This is a genomic window from Raoultibacter timonensis, from assembly GCF_900240215.1.
Taxonomy (GTDB): Bacteria; Actinomycetota; Coriobacteriia; order Coriobacteriales; family Eggerthellaceae; genus Raoultibacter; species Raoultibacter timonensis.
Genome location: NZ_LT964679.1, coordinates 1,297,867 through 1,319,778, shown reverse-complemented (window position 1 = coordinate 1,319,778; position 21,912 = coordinate 1,297,867). Strand labels below are relative to the sequence as shown.

General features: G+C 62.8%; 17 protein-coding genes, 1 tRNA gene and 1 pseudogene. 17 read left to right on the top strand and 2 right to left on the bottom strand.

All coding sequences use genetic code 11. The annotated features are described in order from the left end of the window. Positions 1 to 14: 14 nt before the first annotated feature. The 16 genes from mreC to C1722_RS05780 all read left to right on the top strand — a co-directional run bounded on the left by mreC (position 15) and on the right by C1722_RS05780 (position 19,866). Positions 15 to 1,730 carry a rod shape-determining protein MreC gene (mreC, locus tag C1722_RS05855; RefSeq protein ID WP_146040611.1) on the top strand — a complete coding sequence of 572 codons (1,716 nt, stop codon included), beginning with the start codon at positions 15 to 17 and terminating at the stop codon, positions 1,728 to 1,730. Beyond that, positions 1,639 to 2,124 (top strand): rod shape-determining protein MreD, encoded by a 486-nt coding sequence (gene mreD, locus C1722_RS05850; protein ID WP_102378408.1) that lies wholly within the window; start codon positions 1,639 to 1,641, stop codon positions 2,122 to 2,124. The genes mreC and mreD overlap by 92 nt, the downstream gene beginning before the upstream one ends. A 12-nt stretch (positions 2,125 to 2,136) precedes the next feature. Then, entirely contained in the window at positions 2,137 to 4,293 is a 2,157-nt protein-coding gene (gene mrdA, locus C1722_RS05845; RefSeq protein ID WP_102378407.1) for a penicillin-binding protein 2, read from the top strand. 8 nt (positions 4,294 to 4,301) lie between these two features. Next, positions 4,302 to 5,489, top strand: coding sequence for an FtsW/RodA/SpoVE family cell cycle protein (locus C1722_RS05840; protein ID WP_102378406.1), 1,188 nt, complete (start codon positions 4,302 to 4,304; stop codon positions 5,487 to 5,489). Between the two features lie 17 nt (positions 5,490 to 5,506). Next, positions 5,507 to 6,697: a YcjF family protein gene (locus tag C1722_RS05835; protein ID WP_244902459.1), complete on the top strand. Its 1,191-nt coding sequence runs from the start codon at positions 5,507 to 5,509 to the stop codon at positions 6,695 to 6,697. Next, on the top strand, positions 6,694 to 8,562 hold the full coding sequence (locus C1722_RS05830) for a TIGR03960 family B12-binding radical SAM protein (protein ID WP_102378405.1): 1,869 nt from the start codon (positions 6,694 to 6,696) through the stop codon (positions 8,560 to 8,562). The genes C1722_RS05835 and C1722_RS05830 overlap by 4 nt, the downstream gene beginning before the upstream one ends. Before the next feature lie 364 nt (positions 8,563 to 8,926). Further along, positions 8,927 to 9,559: a TIGR03936 family radical SAM-associated protein gene (locus C1722_RS05825; protein ID WP_102378404.1), complete on the top strand. Its 633-nt coding sequence runs from the start codon at positions 8,927 to 8,929 to the stop codon at positions 9,557 to 9,559. 191 nt (positions 9,560 to 9,750) lie between these two features. Further along, positions 9,751 to 9,827 (top strand) — tRNA-Asp (locus C1722_RS05820). Positions 9,828 to 10,534: 707 nt separating this feature from the next. Further along, the gene (locus C1722_RS05815) at positions 10,535 to 11,035 is read left to right on the top strand and encodes a MarR family winged helix-turn-helix transcriptional regulator (RefSeq protein WP_180995056.1); all 501 of its coding nucleotides are present in this window, start codon (positions 10,535 to 10,537) and stop codon (positions 11,033 to 11,035) included. Between the two features lie 36 nt (positions 11,036 to 11,071). After that, positions 11,072 to 13,225 carry an ABC transporter ATP-binding protein gene (locus tag C1722_RS05810; RefSeq protein ID WP_102378402.1) on the top strand — a complete coding sequence of 718 codons (2,154 nt, stop codon included), beginning with the start codon at positions 11,072 to 11,074 and terminating at the stop codon, positions 13,223 to 13,225. Further along, positions 13,222 to 15,087, top strand: coding sequence for an ABC transporter ATP-binding protein (locus C1722_RS05805; protein ID WP_102378401.1), 1,866 nt, complete (start codon positions 13,222 to 13,224; stop codon positions 15,085 to 15,087). Before C1722_RS05810 ends, C1722_RS05805 begins: the two co-directional genes overlap by 4 nt. 68 nt (positions 15,088 to 15,155) lie before the next feature. Next, positions 15,156 to 15,968 (top strand): HAD family hydrolase, encoded by an 813-nt coding sequence (locus C1722_RS05800; protein WP_244902458.1) that lies wholly within the window; start codon positions 15,156 to 15,158, stop codon positions 15,966 to 15,968. 212 nt (positions 15,969 to 16,180) lie between these two features. Continuing rightward, the gene (locus C1722_RS05795; RefSeq protein ID WP_102378400.1) at positions 16,181 to 17,707 is read left to right on the top strand and encodes a ribonucleotide reductase subunit alpha; all 1,527 of its coding nucleotides are present in this window, start codon (positions 16,181 to 16,183) and stop codon (positions 17,705 to 17,707) included. Between the two features lie 4 nt (positions 17,708 to 17,711). Further along, positions 17,712 to 18,185 (top strand): RrF2 family transcriptional regulator, encoded by a 474-nt coding sequence (locus C1722_RS05790; RefSeq protein ID WP_102378399.1) that lies wholly within the window; start codon positions 17,712 to 17,714, stop codon positions 18,183 to 18,185. 15 nt (positions 18,186 to 18,200) lie between these two features. Further along, on the top strand, positions 18,201 to 19,061 hold the full coding sequence (locus C1722_RS05785; RefSeq protein ID WP_102378398.1) for an HhH-GPD family protein: 861 nt from the start codon (positions 18,201 to 18,203) through the stop codon (positions 19,059 to 19,061). Positions 19,062 to 19,287: 226 nt separating this feature from the next. Continuing rightward, positions 19,288 to 19,866 carry a manganese efflux pump MntP gene (locus tag C1722_RS05780; protein WP_102378397.1) on the top strand — a complete coding sequence of 193 codons (579 nt, stop codon included), beginning with the start codon at positions 19,288 to 19,290 and terminating at the stop codon, positions 19,864 to 19,866. Between the two features lie 157 nt (positions 19,867 to 20,023). On the opposite strand, the gene C1722_RS17570 is transcribed toward C1722_RS05780, so the two are convergent. Together C1722_RS17570 and C1722_RS17565 are read right to left on the bottom strand one after the other, a co-directional pair. Further along, positions 20,024 to 20,608 carry a prephenate dehydratase gene (locus C1722_RS17570; RefSeq protein ID WP_280522934.1) on the bottom strand — a complete coding sequence of 195 codons (585 nt, stop codon included), beginning with the start codon at positions 20,606 to 20,608 and terminating at the stop codon, positions 20,024 to 20,026. 107 nt (positions 20,609 to 20,715) lie between these two features. Beyond that, a pseudogene (locus C1722_RS17565) lies at positions 20,716 to 20,961 on the bottom strand (prephenate dehydratase domain-containing protein); the annotation flags it as partial. 272 nt (positions 20,962 to 21,233) lie between these two features. Between C1722_RS17565 and rbr the strand changes: the two are divergent. Next, complete coding sequence (gene rbr / locus C1722_RS05770; RefSeq protein WP_102378396.1) at positions 21,234 to 21,773, top strand: rubrerythrin; 540 nt, start codon at positions 21,234 to 21,236, stop codon at positions 21,771 to 21,773. Positions 21,774 to 21,912: the final 139 nt, after the last annotated feature.

The window sequence follows — 21,912 nt, the reverse complement described above, 5'->3', positions numbered from 1 at the left end:
GTGAGAAGCGCCTCGTGGCCCTCAACCAGCAAAGGAAACCTCTTTCAATCGGCGGCCCTGTGCTGCTGATTGTTCTTTTGGTGCTCTCGCTCGCGTGCATGGCCGTCTATGCCCGCGAAAACGGCAAGGGTCCGCTCCATTCCGTCCAGAATGCGGTCTCGGGCATTGCGGCGCCGTTCAAATTCGTCGGATCGTTCGGCGGATCGCTCATCGGCTCGGCGGGAACCGCGATCGCCGACGCAACGGCCTCCGAATCGGCGCGGGAAAGCCTGCGCGAGCAGAACCGGCAGCTCGCCGACCGCATCTCGCAGCTCGAATCCTATACGCAGACGGATCAGGCTCTTCAGGAGGCACTCGGCCTCACCGACGCGTACGGCTTCGATTCGGTTGCCGGTCGGGTGGTGGGGAGGAGCACCGATTCGTGGAACCGGATCGTCACCGTAGATCGGGGCTCGGACAGCGGCGCGGCTTCCGGACTTCCCGTCATGGGGCAATCGGGCCTCGTCGGCACGATCGTCTCGACGACGCCTACGACGGCCGAGGTGCGGCTTGTGCAAGATGCGCAGAGCAGCGTATCGGCTATGGTGCAATCGAGCCGCGTCGAAGGCGTCGTACGCGGGTCCCTCGAAGGCGTCTTGTACTTCGAGGATATGGCTTCCGATGCGGAGGTCGGGGAGGGCGACGTCATCATCACGTCGGGCCTCGGCGGCTCCTCTTCGCGGGGGCTTATCATCGGCACGGTTACGAAGGTCGAGAAGAATGCGAGCGGCTCGATCGTGCGGGCCGTCGTCGCGCCCAACGGCGAGATCGGGTCGATGCAGGATGTCCGGATCGTTTTGGGCGAGAGGGCTGCGGGATCCGAGGCGGGGTCGTCCGGCGAACAGGAGCAGAGCAGCGAAGGCGGCGATTCGGATCCATCGACCTTGAGCGGGCTGAAGGCGCAAAACCAGCAGCTTCGTGAACGCGTTTCCCGGCTCGAGGAGTACATGCAGGAATCCGAGCGCCTCCAGGTTCTCGCGAACATGCGAGAAGCCTACGGGTTCGAATCGCTCGGCGCTCGCGTCATCGGCAGAAGCCCCGATTCGTGGAATCGGACCATAACCATCGACAAGGGGTCGGATGACGGGCTTCGCAGCGGCCTTCCCGTCATGGGGCAATCGGGCCTCGTCGGCATGATCGTGTCGACGACGCCTGCGACGGCCGACGTGCGGCTTGTCAAAGATGCGCAGAGCGGCGTTTCCGCTACGGCGCGATCGAGTCGCGTTGACGGCATCGTGCGCGGATCGGTCGAGGGCGTCCTGTACTTCGAGGATATGGCAGCCGATGCGACGGTGGAAGAGGGCGACGTCGTTATCACGTCGGGCCTCGGAGGCAGCTATTTCAAAGGCCTTATCATCGGCACGGTGACCAAGGTCGAAAAGAATGCAAGCGGTTCAACCGTGCGCGCCGTTGTGGCGCCGAACGGCGATAGGGGGCTTTTGCAGGAAGTGCTCGTCGTTTTGGATATGACCTCCGAAGGCGCTGCGTCGAGCACGTTCAGGGATCCGAACGCCTCGGCGTCGGGTTCTGCCGCGTCGGACACGGGTTCAGCGAAGCCGGACGATTCGAACGCGGGCTCAAACGACGGGGCTTCGGGGGATGCAGGCGATTCCGGGGATGACGGGGATGACGCGGGCGGAGCCGATCCGTCCTCAACCGACCCGGAAGGAGATGCAAGCCATGAATCGTGACACCCTTGCGGTGCTTGTCGGCGCCGTGATTGCGGTTCTCGCCCAGATCGTCATCGCGCCGAACGTAGCCATCCTTTCCGCTATGCCGAACTTCATAGCGGCGTACGTGCTTGCGATCGCCATCGTGCGTCCGACGAGCTCGACGCTCGTGCTCGCGTTCGTACTCGGACTCGCCTACGATCTTCTCGGCAACGGTCCCGTGGGAGCCATGGCGTTCCTCCTCGTGCTGGCCGCGTTCGCCGCGTCGCGCGCCTTTACGGTGCTTAACAACGAAACGCTGTNGATCGTCGGATCGACCGCCGCCAGGGCGGCAAGCCCCATCGTCAAATCGACCGCCGCGCCGACGGCAAGCCCCCTTTTGAGGCCGTCGGCGAAGTCGAAGCGTCGCCGATAGGGCGGGGGATCCATGCTAGCTGCAATCATCGCAACCATCGTCACCGTCGTCGTGCTCATCATCGCGCTCGTCGTGGTGTTCACAATCCGCAACCGCACGAAATCACCCAAGGCCTCAAGCAAGCGGATGGACGTGCGCGCCATCAACACCGTCGGCGTCGGCGCGCGCTCCCGCGGGCGAGGCCATGCCGACGCGCGGGTCAATGCGCCGCAGACATCGGCGACCAATCTGGGCGAAACGCTCAGGCCGCGCTTCATCGCCATGGGCGTGCTCGCGGCCGGCATATTCGGCTCGCTTGCGGTGAAGGCGTGGAGCCTTCAGTCGAACAGCGAAACATACCGCAAGGAAGCCGACGAGAACCAGTACACCACCGTCTCGACGCCGGCGCCGCGCGGCTACATCTACGACGCCGACGGCATCGAGCTCGTGCGCAACCGCAAATCGCTCACGGTGCTCGCCGATGTGGAGGTGGCCGACGATCGGACCGTCGTGCAGCGCCTGTCTGCAGTGCTCGGCATTCCCCACAACGTCGTGCGGTACCGCATACAGGATGCGACGACCGGCGCGCAGAGCCAGCGCGTGGTCGCAAGCGACGTCGATCTGCGCAACATCGCCTTCATATCCGAGCACCTGTCGGCCTTTCCGGGCGTGACGACGCAGGAGCGCTCGGTGCGCGAGTACCCGTGGGGCGCGCTCGCTGCCCACGCGCTCGGCTACGCGAGCACCGCCGACGATAAGGACCTTGAAACCCCGATCGACGGCGCAGAGCTCGAAATGGGCGATGTCGTGGGCAAATCGGGCGTGGAAGCGGGCTACGAGCGGCTGCTCGCCGGCACGCACGGCCAGCGCGTGCTGGTCGCCGCTGCAGACGGGACGGTGCAGCGCGTGGTGAGCGAGACCGACCCCGAGAAGGGCAACGACATCTACCTCACCATCAAGGCGCCCGTTCAGTACAAGATCGACCAGATGCTCGCCGATCTTGTGGCACCCACCGACGCGACGATCGGTACCGGGAAGGGCGATTCGGCTTCGGCCGTCGTCATGGACGTGCGCGACGGCTCCATCGTCGCGATGGCAAGCTACCCGACCTTCTCTCCCGAGGTGTTCGTCGGCGGCATCGGCGATGATATGTGGAGCCTGTACACTAAGGATTCGGAATTCCAGCCCCTGCTCAACCGCGTGATTGCGGGAAACTATGCGGCGGCTTCGACGTTCAAGGCGTTCACGGGCCTTGCCGGCCTCGCGTACGGGTTCGCCGATACGGGCAGAAGCTGGGACTGCACGGGTTCGTGGGACGGCTTCAACACGGGCGCCCCCCAGAAGTGCTGGCTGCGAACCGGGCATGGGCCTATCAGCTTCAGGGAGGGCATCGTGCAGTCGTGCGACACGGTGTTCTACGAGATAGGCAAGAACTTCTTTCAGGCGGGCGCCTCGCAGGGCGGCACGATCAGCGACACCGCCATGCAGGAGTACGTGGAAAAGTACGGGTTCGGAAAGACGACGGGCATCGACATCCCCTCCGAAGCGGCGGGGCGCGTTCCGACGCCCCAATGGAAAGCCGAGCACTTTGCGGATTACCCCGAAGCGCAGCAGTGGATGGGCGGCGATCTTACCAACATGGTCATCGGCCAGGGCGACGTGCTCGTCACGCCGCTGCAGATGGCAGTCGCCTACGGCGCGATCGCGACCGGCAACCTCATGCGGCCCCATCTGTTCAAGGAAGCCCGCAACTCTTCGGGCGAAGTGGTGGTTTCGTTCGAGCCCGAGGTCACGGGTGTGCCCGACGTGCCGCCCGAGAACCTCGAGATCATGCGCGATGCGCTCCATGGCGTCGCGACCGAGAACGAGAGCATAGCGAAGCTCTTCGGCGAGCACGGCATCGATGCGGCGGCCAAAACGGGTACTGCGGAGTACTCTGACGGCAAGAACGAATCGGCCTGGTTCGTATGCTACGCCCCCTTCGACGATCCGAAGTACGTGGTCGCCTGCCAGGTGAACCACGGCGGAGGCGGCAGCGAAGTCGCCGCACCGCTCGGCGTCGAGATCATGGCGGCCGTTCTTGCAGCCGATGCCGGCGAGCTCGATCCTACCGTGGGCGTCGTCGCCGCGTCCTCGGGCAAGTACATACCGCTGCCGCTCAAGAGCGACGGCTCGGGAAGAACGGACTAGGAGCGCCGATGCCTCAGCTGCCGCAAATACAATCGGTCAAAGCGCCCGACAGAGCCGTCGTCGATGCCACGAAACCCCGCCGGTTCAAGTACTTCAACCTGCCGTTCCTCATCGTTCTCGCGCTGCTTGTCTCCTACGGCCTCGTCATCGTCTACACGGCGGTGTACAACGATGCGGATTACAGCTTCTCGCGCCAGCTCGCCTGCGTTGCCATCGGTGCTGTGGTCATGATCGTCATCGGACGCTTCGACTACCGCAACCTCTCCGATTTCACGACGGTTCTTCTCGTCGTCAGCGTCGCACTCATTTTATCGCCCCATATTCCGGGTCTCGGCACCGATGCGGGCATGGGTGCCCAATCGTGGATCAAGGTCGGCATACAGGTGCAGCCCGGCGAGTTTGCCAAGATCACCGTCATCCTGCTGGCTGCAAGCGTCGTCTCGCGCTACGGCGGAAGGCTCGACGACGTGCGCGAGTACCTCAAGGCGCTCGGCATCATGCTCGTGCCGTTTCTCTGCATCATGACGCAGCCCGACTTGGGAACCGGCCTCGTGTACCTGTTCATCACAGCGGTTGCGCTCGTGGTCGGCGGAGCGCGGCCGAAGTTCCTCCTGATCACGCTTGTCGCGGGCATCGCCGCCATCGCCGCCGTGTTCGCCATCGACCAGGTGCTCTACGATGCGACGGGCGAGTACAAGCTGCTCAAGCAGTACCAGAGAAACCGCTTGCTCGTGTTTCTCGAACACGATAGCGTGAACCTTTCCGACGAGGGATGGAACCTCAAGCAGGCGCAGGTCGCCATCGGATCGGGGGGGCTGTTCGGCAAGGGGCTGTTCAACGCCACGCAGGCGACGCTCGGCTTCCTGCCCGAGGCGCCGACCGATTTCATCTTCTGCGTCTTGGCAGAACAACTCGGGTTTTTCGGTGTAATGGCGCTGCTTGCGCTCTACGCCGCGCTCGTTTTGATATGCTTCCGAATTGCCGGCGCCTCCTCTGACCTGTTCGGTACGATTATCGTCATGTGCACCGTCGGCATGTGGTTGTTCCAGATTCTTGAAAACATCGGCATGACGCTCGGGCTCATGCCGATCACAGGCATACCCCTGCCGTTTGTGAGCTACGGGTCGACGGGCATGGTCATGAACTTCATGCTCCTCGGGCTCATCGGGTCCGTATGGGCCCATAACGGCCGCTAGACAGGAGAAAGCGAATCATGCAGATTCCCGTGGACATCAAGGCCGTTATCGACGAGGCTACCAATATCGACGAGGCGCGCGAAACCCCGATTTCGGTGAGCATATACATGGACGAGACCGCTCCGGGCGATGTGCAGGCGCATGTCCGCCAGGCGTTCGCGAGCGCGAGCGTCCACGCACGCGTCAGCATGGTCTACTTCCCGAGCTTTCCCGTGGTCGCCGCACCCGAAGCCGATATGGCGGTCATCGTGGCAGGGCTCGACGAGCACGTCGGGCGCTACGCCGCCGATATCCGTGCGGCGGGCGTCCCCGTCATGATCGTGACGACGCTTCCCGAGCTCGTTGCGGAAATCGCCGAAGCGAGCGGGCACCCTGTTCTGCACGACGATCTCGTTGCACCCGCTATCGACGACGTGCTCGCCCTTCCCGAAGAGGCGAACGGGGTGCACGAACCCTACCCGCTCACGGTGGACGGGGCCCTTTCGCTCAACAAGCGGATGGGCGAGTGGGTGATCGAGGCGTGCCGCGACAAGCGCCTTGCGTTCGCGCTCGCGTTTCGGTTCGTGCGCAAGCCGCTCTCGCTCGAGGCCGTCAACGCCACGGCTGTGCAGAACGCGGGGATCGGACTTGTGGTGATACTGCCGGGCGCCGACATGCCCATTATGACGCTCAACCAGGCGAAGATGCTGCTCCAGATCGCTGCGGCCTACGGCCAGCCCATGGCCGTCGAGCGCGTGAAGGAACTCGCAGCGGTGGTGGGCGGCGCGTTCGCCTGCCGCGCCGTCGCGCGGCAGCTCGTTGCGTTCGTACCTGCGCTCGGATGGGCCATCAAGGCTGCGATCGGCTATACCGGAACGCTTGCCATGGGCCGCGCCGCCGTCGAGTACTTCGAGGGCGACGGCAAAATCGACCACCTTGCCGAAGTGGTCGGCCGTGCGCGCGACAAGGCCGTTATGGCGGCGGACTCCGCCCGCAAGCAGCCGAGCGTTGCCGCTGCGGCAAAGGCTGCTGCGGCAAAGGTCGGGCGTGCTGCAAGCAATGCGGCGGGCAACGTCGTCCCCGTGGCGTCTTCGATGGCCTCTTCGGCGGTCGACGCCGTCGCTTTCGCGGGAGTGGTTCCGGGGCCTGCTGCGAAGGCGGCGACGAACGTCGCCCATCGCCTGAGCGATACGGTGGCGAACCGCTTCGGAAGGGGCTCTCGGGCATGACCGATCTGTGGGGGCGCCTTACGGCGCTGCTCGGCGATGCCGAGCGTCCGGCGCGTTACATTAACCACGAATGGGGCTGTACGTACAAGCCCGACGAGCCGTATCGGTTCTGCATGGTCTACCCCGATACCTACGAGCTCGGACAGGCGAACCAGGCCATCCGCATCCTCTGCAACGTCGTGAACGAGCAGGCGGGCATGGCTGCCGAGCGCGCCTTTCTGCCCGCCCCCGAGTTCTGCGACCTGATGCGCGAGAAGGGGCTGCCCCTGTTCTCGCTTGAAAGCTGCGCGCCGCTTATCGAATTCGATGTCGTGGGCATCACGCTGCCGCACGAGCTTGCGGCGACCAACGTGCTCGAAACGCTCGACCTTGCAGGCATTCCGCTTCGCTCCGTCGATCGCGGCGAATCGGATCCGCTCGTGTTCGCAGGTGGCCCTTGCGCGTTCAATCCCGAACCGTACGCTCCGTTTTTCGACGCCTTCTCGATCGGGGAAGGGGAGGAATCGGTGCCCGAGATGCTCGCGCTGCATCGCTCGCTCAAAGAGCGCGGCGCGTCGCGCACCGAGATGCTGCGCGAGCTGGCGAAGCTGCCCGGATGCTACGTTCCCTCGCTCTACGATTGGGCGGGCGAGGCGGAGGCTCAGGATGCGGGTTCGTGGATTCGCCCGAAGCACGAGGACCTTCCGACCGAATTCACCAAGCGCCTGTTCGACGGCTTTGCCGACAGCCCCGCATGGGAGCCTTGCATCGTGCCGTTCACCGAAGCGGTGCACGACCGCCTCAACGTCGAGATACTGCGCGGCTGCACGCGCGGCTGCCGCTTCTGCCAAGCGGGCATGATGTATCGGCCCGTGCGCGAGCGTTCGGCCGACAACATCGTCGAATCGGTGATCAAGGGCCTTGAGGAGACGGGCTACGACGAAGTGAGCCTGACTTCGCTTTCGTCGACCGACCATTCGCAGATAGCCGATATCCTCACGCGTCTCAACCGCGCATGCGAGGGCAAGGGCATTAGGATATCCATACCGTCGCAGCGCCTCGATTCGTTCGGCGTCGATATGGCGGGCCTTGTGGCGGGCCAGAAGAAGGGCGGCCTTACGTTCGCCCCCGAGGCGGGCACGCAGCGCCTGCGCGACGTCATCAACAAGAACGTTACCGAGGACGATCTGTTCAGCGCCATCGATGCGGCCTTCGAAGCCGGATGGCGGCGCTGCAAGCTGTACTTCATGATCGGACTTCCCACCGAGACCGACGACGACATCAAGGGCATCGCGAGCCTCGCGCAGAGGGCCTACGATCGCGCGAAGGCGGCGGTCCCCCCCGAACAGCGCGGACACGTGCGCATGAGCGTCTCGTGCGCGCTGTTCGTTCCCAAGGCGCAGACGCCGTTTCAGTGGGACGGTCAGATTCCGCCTGAAGAGGCCATGCGCAGGGTGAATCTTCTGCGCTCGTCGGTGAAGTACCGTGCGGTCGACGTGCACTGGCACGATCCCTCGACGAGTTTCATCGAGGCGGTTATGAGCAGGGGCGGTCGCGAGTGCGCCGATTGGGTCGAGCGCGCATGGGAGCACGGCGCGCGCTTCGACGCGTGGTCGGAGAGCTTCGATCAGGCGGCGTGGGACGCAGCATCCGAGGAACTCGGGTTCGATCCCGTATCCGTGGCCCAGCGCTCCTACGATCTGTCCTACGTTATGCCGTGGAACCACATTTCGACAGGGGTGAGCAATGCGTTCATGCGCCTCGAGCGTAAGCGCGCCGACGCGGGGGAGACGACGCCCGATTGCTCGTTCACCTCGTGCACGGCATGCGGGGCCTGCCCCGTGCTCGATACCGATATCGTGACGAGGGAGGTGCGCCATGCCTGATCCGTCGAACTTCCGTTTGCGCGTGTACTTTCGCAAGAGCGGCAGGTGCGCGATGCTGTCCCNGGCGCGCGCTCCCGCGGGCGAGGCCATGCCGACGCGCGGGTCAATGCGCCGCAGACATCGGCGACCAATCTGGGCGAAACGCTCAGGCCGCGCTTCATCGCCATGGGCGTGCTCGCGGCCGGCATATTCGGCTCGCTTGCGGTGAAGGCGTGGAGCCTTCAGTCGAACAGCGAAACATACCGCAAGGAAGCCGACGAGAACCAGTACACCACCGTCTCGACGCCGGCGCCGCGCGGCTACATCTACGACGCCGACGGCATCGAGCTCGTGCGCAACCGCAAATCGCTCACGGTGCTCGCCGATGTGGAGGTGGCCGACGATCGGACCGTCGTGCAGCGCCTGTCTGCAGTGCTCGGCATTCCCCACAACGTCGTGCGGTACCGCATACAGNGTCGCCCGCGCGCTCGAGCGCGCCGTACGCCGCGCCGGCTTGCCGTACGCCATCTCGCAGGGGTTTTCGCCCCATATGAAAATCGCCTTCGGCGCCGCATTGCCCGTGGGGGTCGGCGGAGCGAGGGAGTGCTTCGATTTGCAGATGACCCGCTATATCGCCCCCGAGAAGGTATCCGATGCGCTCGTGGAGGCAAGCGTGCCCGATCTCATGGTTACCTCGTGCGAGTACATCGGATCGCGCGACCTTGCCGCTTCGGTGGCGTATCCGGTGAGCACGTACCGCGTGGTGCTTTCCGGCACGCCCGAGCGCCTCGAGGTGCCGCAGAGCATTACGGTCGTGCGCAAGAAGAAGGAAAAAATACTCGATCCCCGCGAATTCCTCAAAGGGGAAATCGAGCAGAACAAGAACATCCTCGTCTTTTCGCTCGAGGCGAAGCCGACGGGAAGCCTGCGTCCCGACGTGCTGCTCGCGAACCTGCTCGCGAACGACCCCGACGTCTACGCGCTCTCCATCACGCGCACCGAGCAGCGGGCGGTGTGAGGCGGCGCTGCGTTTCGCTGCGGGCGGTCGATGCCGCAGGATCCGGTGGCATCAGAGCGAAGGCGATTGCCGCAGCATGCGGGCGAGCGCCCCGATTTCAGCATGTTTCCGAATGATGAAAAAAAGTTTGAAAATAGGGTATTGCGCAAGATCAGGTTGTCCAGTAGAATATCCAACGCTGCTGAAAGCACGGGGTGTTAGCTCAGTTGGTTAGAGCGCCGGCCTGTCACGTCGGAGGTCGCGAGTTCGAGTCTCGTACATCCCGCCATCTGAAATCAAACCTCCTTCGGGAGGTTTTTTCATAGCGGGGCATAGGTCAAGCGAGTTTGCGGAGCTTTGCCGAAACAGCTTTCCAGGAACCGTTTGTCAAAAAGCCGCTTTGACCGCCTGCCGTATCCCATCCGATGCTGAATTCGGTGCAGGTGCGCCCATGACGGCGGTATCAGCGCGTCCGGGGCGCTTCGGCGATAGCGAGCCGAGTGCGATGCGCGCACGGCGCATCGGCTGCGCGTTTCGCGGGCCGCCATCGGCGCGCCTGCATTCGGCTTGTTGTCGGGCTATTCGCTGGCATGCGCTGCGTGGCATCGCCTGGGAGGCGCCACGCGTATGCTCGGCACCTGGTCCCTCGGTTGCGGAAAGCCGTTCTTCGCCATAGGCTGTGCAGCTGCGCCGAGTATCCAAGCGTCTGTTCGCCGCTTTCCGAGTCGAGGATTTTTACTGCGGAGCTGACGCCTGCGGTCCGTTTGCGCTGCGGGGTTGCTTTCGTACCCGCCCGCCGCATGGGTGCTTTGCGCCGGGCCCTCAGCGCCGTCGAATGTGCGAACTGTGAAAGGTTTCCTACGAAACGATAACCCTGTTGCAAAACAATTAAGTAGTGATATTGTTTAGAAGCTAAATTGTATGGCCGAAACGAGGTTGCTTGTGCGGCGGATTCCTCGCGGAAGCTTTTCGCGGAGGAAACGAAAAGGATGCAGTATGGCCGATTTGCCAAAGGAAACCAAACAAGGGCTGCTCGAGATCATGAGGCGATTCAGAAAGGGGGCCTATATCCCGTTTCTTACCCCGGAAGGGCTCACCTTTTCGGAGTCTCGCATTGTCGTGGGCATCTACACGGCCCGGCTTGAGGGCGAGCAGACCATCCAGCCGCGCTTCCTCGCCGAGCGCATGCACATGACGCCGAGCGCGCTCTCGCAGACGCTCAAGCTCCTCGAAGAGAAGGGCTACGTGGAGCGCCATCGCGTAAGCGACGATTTCCGCGCCGTTTCCCTCGAGCTTACCGAGCGGGGGGCCGAGATCGCGAAGGAGGCCGATGCCATGCGCGAACGGCACCTGAGCGAGATGGTCGAGTACGTCGGCGTCGAGGACATCGATCATATGGTCGCCACGCTGCACAAGATCCTCGACTTCCATGAAAAACAAGCGGAGGAGGGAAAGATCGAACGCGTCGATCATCATTGCCCTCGGACGAAGCAATAGTACGGTTCCCACAGGTTTGATTCGAAAAGGATACCCATGCGAATAATCCGTTATCTCAAGGATTCCAAGATCGCGGTCCTGCTGGTCGTGGCGCTGCTCATCGTGCAGGCGTTCACCGACCTCTCGCTGCCGCGCTACACGTCGCACATCGTCGACGTCGGAATCCAGCAATCGGGCGTGGAGCATGTCGCGCTCGACGAAATGCGCGCTGAAACCTTCGACGAGGTCTGCATGCTCGTGCCGGCCGAGGACGAGGCTATGGTGCGCGCCGCCTACACTGAAACCGATCAAGGCACCTACAAGCTCAACGACACGGGCCGAGGCGAGATCGAAGAACTCGATTCGGTCATGGCCATGCCGCTTGTGGTCATACACTATGCGGGGCAGATCCCCGACGTCGACATCGCCCAGCTCAAGGCGGCCTACGATTCGGGCGCCGTCACCAAAGACCAGCTTCTCGAGATGGTCGACGAGGCGAAGGCGAAGATGGGCGACGTGGGCGATTCCCTGGTCGAGCAGCAGGCTATCCAAGCCGCCATCGGCGAGTACGAAGAGCTCGGCTACGACATGGGCGCCATGCAGATGGGCTACCTTCTGCGCATCGGCGCCATCATGCTCGGGCTTGCGGCGCTCGGGATGGTCGCGGCCATCCTCATCGGGCTCATCGCTTCGCGGACCGCGGCCAAGATCGGACGGGGCCTTCGCGAAAAGCTGTTCAAGAAGGTCGTTTCCTTCTCCGATGCCGAAGTGCAGAGCTTCTCGGCCGCCTCGCTCATCACGCGCGGCACCAACGACATCCAGCAGATTCAGATGGTCACGGTCATGCTGCTGCGCATGGTGCTGTATTCGCCCATCCTCGCCATCGGCGGCATCATTATGGTGTCGCAGACCAACTTCGCCATGAGCTGGATCATCGTCATAGCGGTGGTGATCATCGGCATCCTGGTGGCGCTGCTCATGGTGGTGGCGATGCCCAAGTTCAAGATCATGCAGAAGCTCATCGACCGCGTGAACCTCGTTTCGCGCGAGATCCTCACGGGCCTGCCGGTCATCCGCGCGTTCGACCGCCAGCGGTTCGAAGAGGAACGCTTCGATGCGGCCAGCACGAAGCTCATGAAAACACAGCTCTTCACCAACCGCGTCATGACGTTTATGATGCCGGTGATGATGCTCGTCATGAACGGCATCTCGGTGCTCATCGTGTGGGTGGGCGGCTCCTATATCGACAACGGCACCATCCAGACGGGCGATCTGATCGCGTTTATCACCTATTCCATGGTCATCATCATGTCGTTCTTGATGATCGGCATGATCTCCATCATGCTGCCCCGTGCCGACGTTGCCGCGCAGCGCGTCAACGAAGTGCTCGATACCGAGACGACGATCTGCGATCCCGAGCAGAGCGAGGACGACCGCATGGCGTCTGGGGGCGGTGCGCGCATCGCATTCAACGATGTGTGCTTCAAGTACGAGGATTCGAGCGAGTGCGTGCTCGAGCATGTCGATTTCACCGCCGAGCCGGGGAAGACGACCGCCATCATCGGGTCGACCGGATCGGGCAAGTCGACGGTGATCAAGCTTATCGAGCGCTTCTATGACGTAACGAGCGGATCGGTGACCATCGACGGCGTCGACGTGCGCAACCTTTCCCAGGGCAAGCTGCGCAGCATGCTCGGATACGTGCCCCAGAAGGCGTTTTTGTTCTCGGGCACCATCGCTTCGAACATCGCCTACTCCGACGAGGGCATGTCCGAGGACAGCATCGAGCGAGCCGCGTCCATCGCGCAGGCGACCGAGTTCATCGATTCGAAGGAGGAGGGCTTCCAAAGCGACATATCGCAGGGAGGCACCAACGTATCGGGAGGTCAGCGCCAGCGCCTCGCGATCGCGAGGGCGTTGGCGACGGGAGCGCGCGCGTTCTTGTTCGACGACAGCTTCTCGGCGCTCGACTACAAGACCGATGCGGCGCTCAGGCAGGCCCTCCATACCCAGCTCGGGGAGGCGACGGTGGTGATCGTGGCGCAGCGCATCTCGACGGTGCTCAACGCCGATCAGATCGTCGTGCTCGACGAGGGGCGCGTGGTAGGCAAGGGAACCCATGAGGAGCTCATGGTGGATTGCGAACCGTACCGCGAGATAGCGCTTTCGCAGCTCTCGGCGGCGGAACTCGGGGGAGGTGATGCGGCATGAGCGCAACAGAGACGAAGAGGGCGCCGCGGCGCGGATTCGGCGCAGGGCACGGCCCCGGCGCCATGATGGCCGGCGAGAAGCCCAAAGACCTGAAAGGCACGCTTCTGAAGATGCTCAAGTTCATGGGCAACTTCAAGGTGGCCATCGCCATCGTGTTCGTGTTCGCCATCGGCTCCACCATCTTCAACATCATCGGTCCCAAGGTGCTCTCGACGGCGACCACCGAGCTGTTCAACGGCATCGGGGCCAAAATCGCGGGAACGGGCGGCATCGATTTCGATGCGATCGCGCGCATCCTTCTGTTCACGCTCGGACTCTACCTCCTGTCGGCGATCTGCTCTTTTATCCAGGGTTGGATGATGAGCTCGGTCTCGCAACGGACGAGCTATCTTATGCGCAAGCGCATTTCAGAGAAGATCGACCGCATGCCGATGGGGTACTTCGAGCGCAACTCGGTGGGCGATACGCTTTCTCGCATCACCAACGACGTCGACACGCTCGGCCAGAGCCTCAACCAGGGCGTAACGCAGCTCATCACCTCGATCACGACCATCGTCGGCGTGTTCGTCATGATGCTTTCGATCAACCCGCTCATGACGCTCATCACCGTGGTCATGGTGCCCATCTCGATCGTGCTGATCGCCGTTGTGGTCAAGCGGAGCCAAGGTTACTTCAAGGCCCAGCAGAAAACGCTCGGCGCGATCAACGGCCAGGTTGAGGAGACGTTCTCGGGACACGCCATCGTGAAGGCGTTCGGCCAGGAAGACGCGACGGCGGCCCAGTTCGATCAGACGAACGCGAAGCTCTACGAATCGGCGTGGAAATCGCAGTTCATATCGGGTCTCATGATGCCCATCATGACGTTCGTAGGCAACCTCGGCTACGTGGCCGTGGCCATTGCAGGCAGCTTCTTGGCCGTCCAGGGCGTCATCACGGTCGGCGACATCCAGGCGTTCATCCAGTACGTGAAGAACTTCACGCAGCCCATCACGCAGCTTACGCAGGTTTCCAACGTGCTGCAGCAGATGGCGGCCGCTGCAGAGCGCGTATTCGAGTTCCTCGACGAGCCCGAAGAGACGCCCGACGATGCGCTGGTGGCATCGAAGGACGTCGAATGCAAGGTCGAGTTCGATCACGTTCGTTTCGGGTATTCGCCGGACAAGATCGTCATCAACGACTTCTCCGCGAAGGTGACCGAGGGCCAGACGGTTGCACTCGTCGGACCGACCGGCGCGGGCAAAACCACCATGGTAAAGCTGCTCATGCGCTTCTACGACGTGAACTCGGGAGCCATTCGCATCGGCGGACACGATATCCGCGATTTCGCCCGCGACGACCTCCGATCGATGTTCGGCATGGTGCTGCAGGATACGTGGCTGTTCAAGGGCACGATACGCGAGAACATCCGCTACGGTGACTTGAACGCGACCGACGAAGAGGTCGAGGCCGCCGCCAAGGCCGCCTACGCCCACCACTTCATCCAGACGCAGCCCGGCGGCTACGACATGGAGATCAACGAGGATGCGAGCAACATCAGCCAAGGCCAGAGGCAGCTTCTGACGATCGCACGCGCCATTCTTGCGAATCGCCGCATGCTCATCTTGGACGAGGCGACGAGCTCGGTCGATACGAGAACGGAAGAGCGCATCCAGAAGGCGATGGACAACCTCATGAGGGGCCGCACGTCGTTCGTTATCGCGCACCGCCTCTCGACGATCAAGAACGCCGATCTGATTCTCGTGATCCGGGACGGCGATATCGTGGAGCAGGGAACACACGAGGAATTACTGGCGCTTGGCGGTTTTTACTCCGAGCTGTATAATTCACAGTTCGTTGACTGCATCGACGAAGTGGAAGAGTAAGCCGCAAGCGCGCACGTCTCACGCCCGCTGCGACCCACGCGTCGAGTTCGGACTGTAGAGATTAGGGCATGGCTGACATTCATAACGATAAGCAAACGGCTGCTCCGGCGAACCTGTCGGGGCAGCCGCAGACGTGCGGCGAAGGCGCTGGAAGCCCGATGGGGGGCGAAGTTGCTGCGCCGTCTGTGGGCGATGGGGCCGGATCTGCAACCGAACCGGTTGAGCTTGCGGTGTTCGATTTCGACGGAACGAGCATCTCGGGCAATTCGCCGGTGATGCTGGTCCGCTACCTCATGCAGCACGATATGCTCGAGAACACCGTCGTGCTGAGGATCCTTCTATGGGCGGCTGCCTACAAGCTGCGCCTGCCGCAGAACGAGAGTTGGGTTCGCGGACTGGTGTTCAGGGCGTTTCTCGGAATGCCGCACGAGCAGGCCGATGCGTTCATGCGGAAGTTCTACGACGAGAAGGTCGATCGGCGGTTTCGCAGGCAGGCCGACGAGACGATGGCCGCCCATGCAGCGGCCGGCCACGATGTCGTGATCGTGTCGGCAACGTTCGAGCCGATCATCCTGCGCGCCATGGAATTCCACCGGTTCGACCATCAGGTTTCCACGCGCATGCGCATCGATGGCGGGGGCTGCTATACGTGCGAGGTCGAGGGCCTGCCGATCGAAGGCGAAGAGAAGGTGGCTGCGATAAGGCGCTACGCGGACGAGCGCTACGGGCGGGACAATTGGGAACTCGGCTACGCCTACGGCGATCATCATTCGGATAGGGCGCTTCTGTCGGCGGCCAAACGCGCGTTCGCGGTCACACCGGACAAGCCGCTTGCGCGGACGGCGCGGCGGAAGGGCTGGGAGATACTCGATTGGGATTGACGCCGGCCGATGCGGTCGGATGATACTGTAGTATATTACCTGTAAGCGCGATGCACGCGTGGACGTACGGTGGCGACGACGTCTCGGTTGTGTGACGTTTTCTGCATAATACGATCTTTACCGCCTGGGCAAGGCGTTGGCATATTAAAATGATACCCGAACTTACACATTTACTCCGTACCAGACACGCGAGCGAAAAGGGGTGAGAGACGATGTTTGAAAACGATGCGGATACGAACAGCTCACCAAGTCAGAACAACGATACGAACAATACGTCGGCAGAATACCTGCGCCGCGCCTCCCAGGCGTGCGCGGCAGGCGATGCCGTTTTGGGCATGCACCTCTACCTGGCGGCCTTCGAGAAGGCGACCCATGGAGCCTACATGCCCGATAGCGCCGCGATCGACGGCTTGCGCCAGGCATGGCGCTTGGCCTGCAAGCTCAAGGAGCGCTCTTTGGCCGAGTACATCTTCGAGAAGCTCGAGCCGTACATGACTCCCGAAGAGGTCGCCGACTGCGCCGAGCAGCTGCAGCGCTTGGCTCTCGACAAGCTCGAGGAGTTCGGCCTTACGCGCGAGGACCTCGAGGACATGACCGACATGATCTCGCAGGATTTCCTCGGGCTGTCGGCGCATCCCCTCATGATGAAGGTCGAACACCGCCAGGCGGGCGCACCTTCGCTCATTCCCCTGCACGGGGGGACCGCGGGGGAGAAGGCCAAGGGGCTAGGCGGCGGCGATGCGTCGGGCGGCACCCAAGGAAGCGATGCTCAAGCCGACAAGGCGGACGATGCGTCTTCGGACGTAAAGTTCGTCGAGCGGCTTACCTACCGCGACATCGTGGGCTTCCGCGATGCCGTGAAGACGATGAACGGGTTCGGCGTGGGAATGCAGGACGACCCCCAGTTCCAGGAGCTCGTCGAAACGCTCAACGTGCGCCACGGACTCAAGAAGATGCCCATCATCGACACCTACCTGTTCCGCGCGCCGGTGCGCGAGGACGCCAACCAGTTCATGTCGGCGACGCTCGGTGAAATCGGGCTGCCCGCGATTCGCATGCATATGGAGGAGAACCTCCAGGGCATGCCGGTGCTCTGCGTCATGGCCCAGGCCGACAACCAGCCCAAGCTCAACGCGGCCCGCAACGCTTTCGAGGGCGGCGGCATCCTCGTGCTCGAAGACGTCGACCTGTGGGGCTCGCCCCTTGCCGATGCCGGTTCGGACGACATGGGCATGTTCGCGTACGCCCAGCTGTCCCGCGGCGCCCGCGAGGCGATCAACCTCATCCGCTCGGCGGTCGAGAACCCCGAGGTGTACGTGCTCGCATCGGCTGGCGGCGACGGCGAGATCGACGGGTTCTTCTACGACCTGCTCGATCCGGTGACGGTCGTCGACATCGACGACCCCTCGCCTTCGGAGCGTGCCGATCTGTGGATCCGGATCGCTTCGGAGCATCCTTCGATGCGCTCGATCGACCGCTCTGCGCTCGTGCGCTATTCGGCGGGCATGTCGCGCTTCGACATCTACATGGCCGCCCGTGAAGCGGTGGAGGATGCCTATAAGGCGAGCCTGGTGGCACGCCGCTACATGCCGGTTTCGGCCGATAACATGTTCGAGAAGCTGGCGGCTTACCAACCGCTCGATTCCGAGGAATACCGGCAGCTCGAGGACGCTGTCGTTGAGGATTTCCGCGCTCAGATCGACAAGATCGACGACCTTCTGAATGGGATAGGGGAGTAACGAGATGGATGTAACACGACGCTGCGATTATGCGTGCCGTATTCTGCGCGCCGCGTTTCAGAGTGGAGAGCAGTACGTTTCGGTTTCGGAGATATCCGAGAAGGAGGACATACCGTACGCGTTCGCACGCAGCATTCAACACGACCTCGTCAAGGGCGGGCTCATCAAGACGGTCCGCGGCGCACGCGGCGGGCTCGTGCTCAACTGCGATCCCCATAAGGTGACGTTGCTCGATGTGCTCGAGGCGGTGCAGGGGCCGGTGAGCGTCGCGCTGTGCTCCGTCGATCCCGAGTATTGCGAGAAGCAGGGCGGCTGTGCGTACAACCGCGTGTGGCAGGGTGCCGATAAGCTTCTCAACGACTACTTCGCCGCCTTCACGCTTGCCGACATCCTCACCTTGGGCGATGAGCATCCGAAGGTGATCGAGGTGCTCGGACCCGATGCCCAATACGACAAGTGGATNAAGCGACCGGTCTAGCGGCGGTCTTCTACCGTGGCGGATTCTGCTATCGAGCTCGAAGCGTTCGATCTCGAACGCTTCGTCGAGCGGGTCTGGGCCGAGGGCGCGTCCCGCTATCGCGAGCTTCCCTGGCGCAACATCGACGACGCCTACGGCGTGCTCGTGTCCGAGGTCATGCTGCAGCAAACCCAGGTATCGCGCGTACTCAAGCATTGGGAGCGCTTCATGGCGCTGTTCCCGACGATCGACGCCCTTGCGGCCGCCGATACCGCGTTCGTACTCGAACAGTGGCAGGGGCTCGGCTACAACCGTCGGGCGCTTGCCCTCAAACGAGCGGCCGAACAGTGCTCCGAGCGCTACGCGGGCGCGTTGCCCCGTACGCGCGAAGAGCTCGTCGAGCTGCCGGGTATCGGGCAGGCCACGGCGGCGGGCGTGATATCGTTCGCGTACAACGAGCCGTCGGTCTACATCGAGACGAACGTGCGCACTGTCTTCATCCACGAGCTGTTCCCCGATGCCGAGAAGGTGGCCGATCGGGAGCTTGTGCCCCTTGTCGAGGCAACCTGCCCGGTCGATCGACCCCGCGCTTGGTACTATGCGCTCCTCGATTGGGGCGCCCACCTCAAGCAGACGACTGTCAACCCCTCGCGCCGGAGCGCCCATTACACGCGGCAGAGCGCGTTTGAGGGCTCGCGCAGGCAGAAGCGCGCCGAGATGCTCAGATGCGTGCTCGCCGAGTCGGGGATGGCTTCCGACGAGCTGTTCGCGAAGCTCGACGCCTTCGAGCGGGAAGCCGGTCGCGGCGGTGTTGATCGGGCCGATTTCGAATCGATTCTCGCCGATATGGTGGCGGAAGGGTTTTTCAGGCGCGAGGGTGAAGTTCTCTTCGCGTAGGCCTTGTTATGTGGTAGGATACCCGAAACCCGTAGGGGAGTAGTCGGCGGCGAAAAGGCCGCGGCCATGTCAACATACTGCTTTTTGAAGCTGGCTGGCCTTAATTGACAAGACTTGCGGTGTGACGAGACGTCGCACCGTTTTTTTATGGCCGGTGCGATGCACCGGTTTTTTTGCGTCCGCGTGCGGTGAGAGGCCGGTGGACTGCAAGCGAGAGGAGAAACCTATGGGGTTCGTTGAATTGGCGCTCATCGCCGTCGGATTGTCGATGGACGCGTTCGCCGTATCGGTATGCAAGGGGCTTGGCATGCGCAAGCTCAATTGGAAACACGCGCTCGTGATCGCGCTGTTCTTCGGCGGCTTCCAGGGCATCATGCCCGTGATCGGCTGGGCGCTCGGCACCCAGTTCGAAAGCTACATCACGAGCATCGATCATTGGATCGCATTCGTGCTGCTCGCGTTCATCGGCGCCAAAATGCTGTGGGATGCGTTCCACGAGGAAGACGAATGCACCGAATGCAAGGAGGGCGAAGAGCGCCTCGACATCAAAGAGCTTGTCATGCTCGCGATCGCCACGAGCATCGACGCGCTCGCCATCGGCATCACGTTCGCGTTCCTGCGCGTCGACATCGTGCCGGCGGCTCTAGCCATCGCTGCCACCACGTTCGTGCTGTCGTTCGTCGGCGTTGCGACGGGCAATCAGTTCGGATCGCGGTTCCGTAAGCCCGCCACCGTAGCGGGCGGTGTCGTGCTCATCCTGATCGGCCTCAAGATCCTGCTCGAGCATCTGGGCTTTCTCGGGTAGCCGGCGCTGCGGTGCGCGTTCCCGCCGGGCCTGCGGCGATGGTGTCGCCCTATAAAACAGAACGGATGTTTCACGTGAAACATCCGTTCGCTTTTTTGCGGGCTGCCGGGGTGTCCGATCGGTGCGACGGGTCGGCTGCGGCCGGTCGCTGCAGGTGCTAGGCGATCGGGTAGCTGCCGAGCACCTTCACTTCGCGTAGCTTGAGGCGCAGGCAGTTGAGCGCGGTCTGCACCTGGGGATCGCTCACCGAGCGCTCGAAGCTCACGAAGAACATGTAGTCGCCGAGCGCCTGCTTGGTGGGGCGCGATTGGATCATCGTGAGGTTGATGCCCGCATAGGCGAACTCCGAGAGGATCATGGAAAGCGTGCCCGCACGGTCGATCTGCATGAACAGCGCAAGAAACGTCTTGTGGCGATCGCCTTCGAACACGCTCGGATGGCCCTGGCGGGCGATGAGGGCGAACGACGTCTGGTTGCCGAAGTGGTCTTCGATCTGATCGTCGAACACGATCGCGCCGTACAGCTCGGCTGCGAACGCGTTCGCGATGCCGGCGATGTGCTTGTTGGAGGCGGCGAGGCGGGCGCTTTCGGCGGTCGAGGAGGTGGTGATGGTGTCGCGGCCGGGCAGACGCTCGGCGATGTAGCGGCGGCACTGTGCGAGCCCCTGGTGGTGCGAGGCGATCGTGGTNAGGTGGTGATGGTGTCGCGGCCGGGCAGACGCTCGGCGATGTAGCGGCGGCACTGTGCGAGCCCCTGGTGGTGCGAGGCGATCGTGGTGACGTCCTCGAGTTTGGCTTCGGGGTGCAGGATCAGGCTATGGTGGATGTCGAGCACCTCTTCTCCGAGGATGTTCGCCGAGCTGTTGAAGGCGAAGTTGTCGAGCGTTGCCGTCACCGATCCCTCGAGCGAGTTCTCGATGCCGACGACGCCGTACTCGCATTTGCCGCGTTCGACGCAGTCGAACACCTCGTCGAACGAGGAGCACTCGATGAACTCGGGGTCGGCGATACCGAGGCGTGCGGCGAAGGCGCGGGCGGCCTCGTGGGTGTAGGTTCCGAGCGGTCCGAGATAGGCGAGAGCGTGCGGTTCGGTCATGGTGCATCCTTCGGTTTCGAGCCGCGGGCGGACAGGTACGCGCGTCTGCGGCGTTTCGGTAACCCGACCATCTTAGCCGTAGATATGCACGCCATGCGATCATCTGGGGAAAGTTATCGGAATATTTCCACGACAAGGCCGCGTTTGCGCCCAATGCTCTATAGTGCATTCTACGGTCGGCTCGAACGCGATTGCGCGCGGGTGCCGGGCGTACAGACGGAAGGCAGATGGATGGCCGGGGTCATCGGGCCCGGCACGAGAGGAGCGAGGACATGGAACTCAAGGGTTCGCAAACGGAGAAGAATCTCTGGCACGCGTTCGCAGGCGAGTCGCAGGCTCACACGAAGTACGAGTACTACGCATCGCAGGCCAAGAAGGACGGCTACGTGCAGATCCAGAACATCTTCTTGGAAACGTCGAAGAACGAGGCGGAACACGCGAAGCTCTGGTTCAAGGCGCTGCACGGCGGGGCCATCCCCACGACGCTCGACAACCTCGCCGACGCCGCAGCGGGCGAGAACGAGGAGTGGACCGAGATGTACGCCGAGTTCGCCAAGGTCGCACGCGAGGAGGGCTTCGAGGATCTGGCCGAGCTGTTCGACGGCGTTGCCGGCGTCGAGAAGGAGCACGAGGAGCGTTACCGCACGCTTATCGAGCGCATCAACAACGGCGAGGTGTTCAAGCGCGGCGAGGTGTACGCATGGAAGTGCAACAACTGCGGGCACATCCACATCGGCACGGAGGCTCCCGAAGAGTGCCCCGTGTGCGCGCATCCGCAGGCCCACTTCGAGATTCGCTGCGAAAACTACTAGACGTTCCGCCGAAGGAGTGCATCTTTCGAGGACGTGCATTTCGATGCAGAATTCTGCATGAATATGCGAAAACGACCCCGCTTTCGAGCGGGGTCGTTGCATATCATCCTACATTTATGCAGGAGATCGGGTATATATG

What these genes read in the sequence shown, in the direction of transcription:
- mrdA (WP_102378407.1), top strand. Translation starts at nt 2,137, where the DNA reads ATGCTAGCTGCAATCATCGCAACCATCGTCACCGTCGTCGTGCTCATC.
- C1722_RS05840 (WP_102378406.1), top strand. Translation starts at nt 4,302, where the DNA reads ATGCCTCAGCTGCCGCAAATACAATCGGTCAAAGCGCCCGACAGAGCC.
- C1722_RS05835 (WP_244902459.1), top strand. Translation starts at nt 5,507, where the DNA reads ATGCAGATTCCCGTGGACATCAAGGCCGTTATCGACGAGGCTACCAAT.
- C1722_RS05830 (WP_102378405.1), top strand. Translation starts at nt 6,694, where the DNA reads ATGACCGATCTGTGGGGGCGCCTTACGGCGCTGCTCGGCGATGCCGAG.
- C1722_RS05815 (WP_180995056.1), top strand. Translation starts at nt 10,535, where the DNA reads ATGGCCGATTTGCCAAAGGAAACCAAACAAGGGCTGCTCGAGATCATG.
- C1722_RS05810 (WP_102378402.1), top strand. Translation starts at nt 11,072, where the DNA reads ATGCGAATAATCCGTTATCTCAAGGATTCCAAGATCGCGGTCCTGCTG.
- C1722_RS05805 (WP_102378401.1), top strand. Translation starts at nt 13,222, where the DNA reads ATGAGCGCAACAGAGACGAAGAGGGCGCCGCGGCGCGGATTCGGCGCA.
- C1722_RS05800 (WP_244902458.1), top strand. Translation starts at nt 15,156, where the DNA reads ATGGCTGACATTCATAACGATAAGCAAACGGCTGCTCCGGCGAACCTG.
- C1722_RS05795 (WP_102378400.1), top strand. Translation starts at nt 16,181, where the DNA reads ATGTTTGAAAACGATGCGGATACGAACAGCTCACCAAGTCAGAACAAC.
- C1722_RS05780 (WP_102378397.1), top strand. Translation starts at nt 19,288, where the DNA reads ATGGGGTTCGTTGAATTGGCGCTCATCGCCGTCGGATTGTCGATGGAC.
- rbr (WP_102378396.1), top strand. Translation starts at nt 21,234, where the DNA reads ATGGAACTCAAGGGTTCGCAAACGGAGAAGAATCTCTGGCACGCGTTC.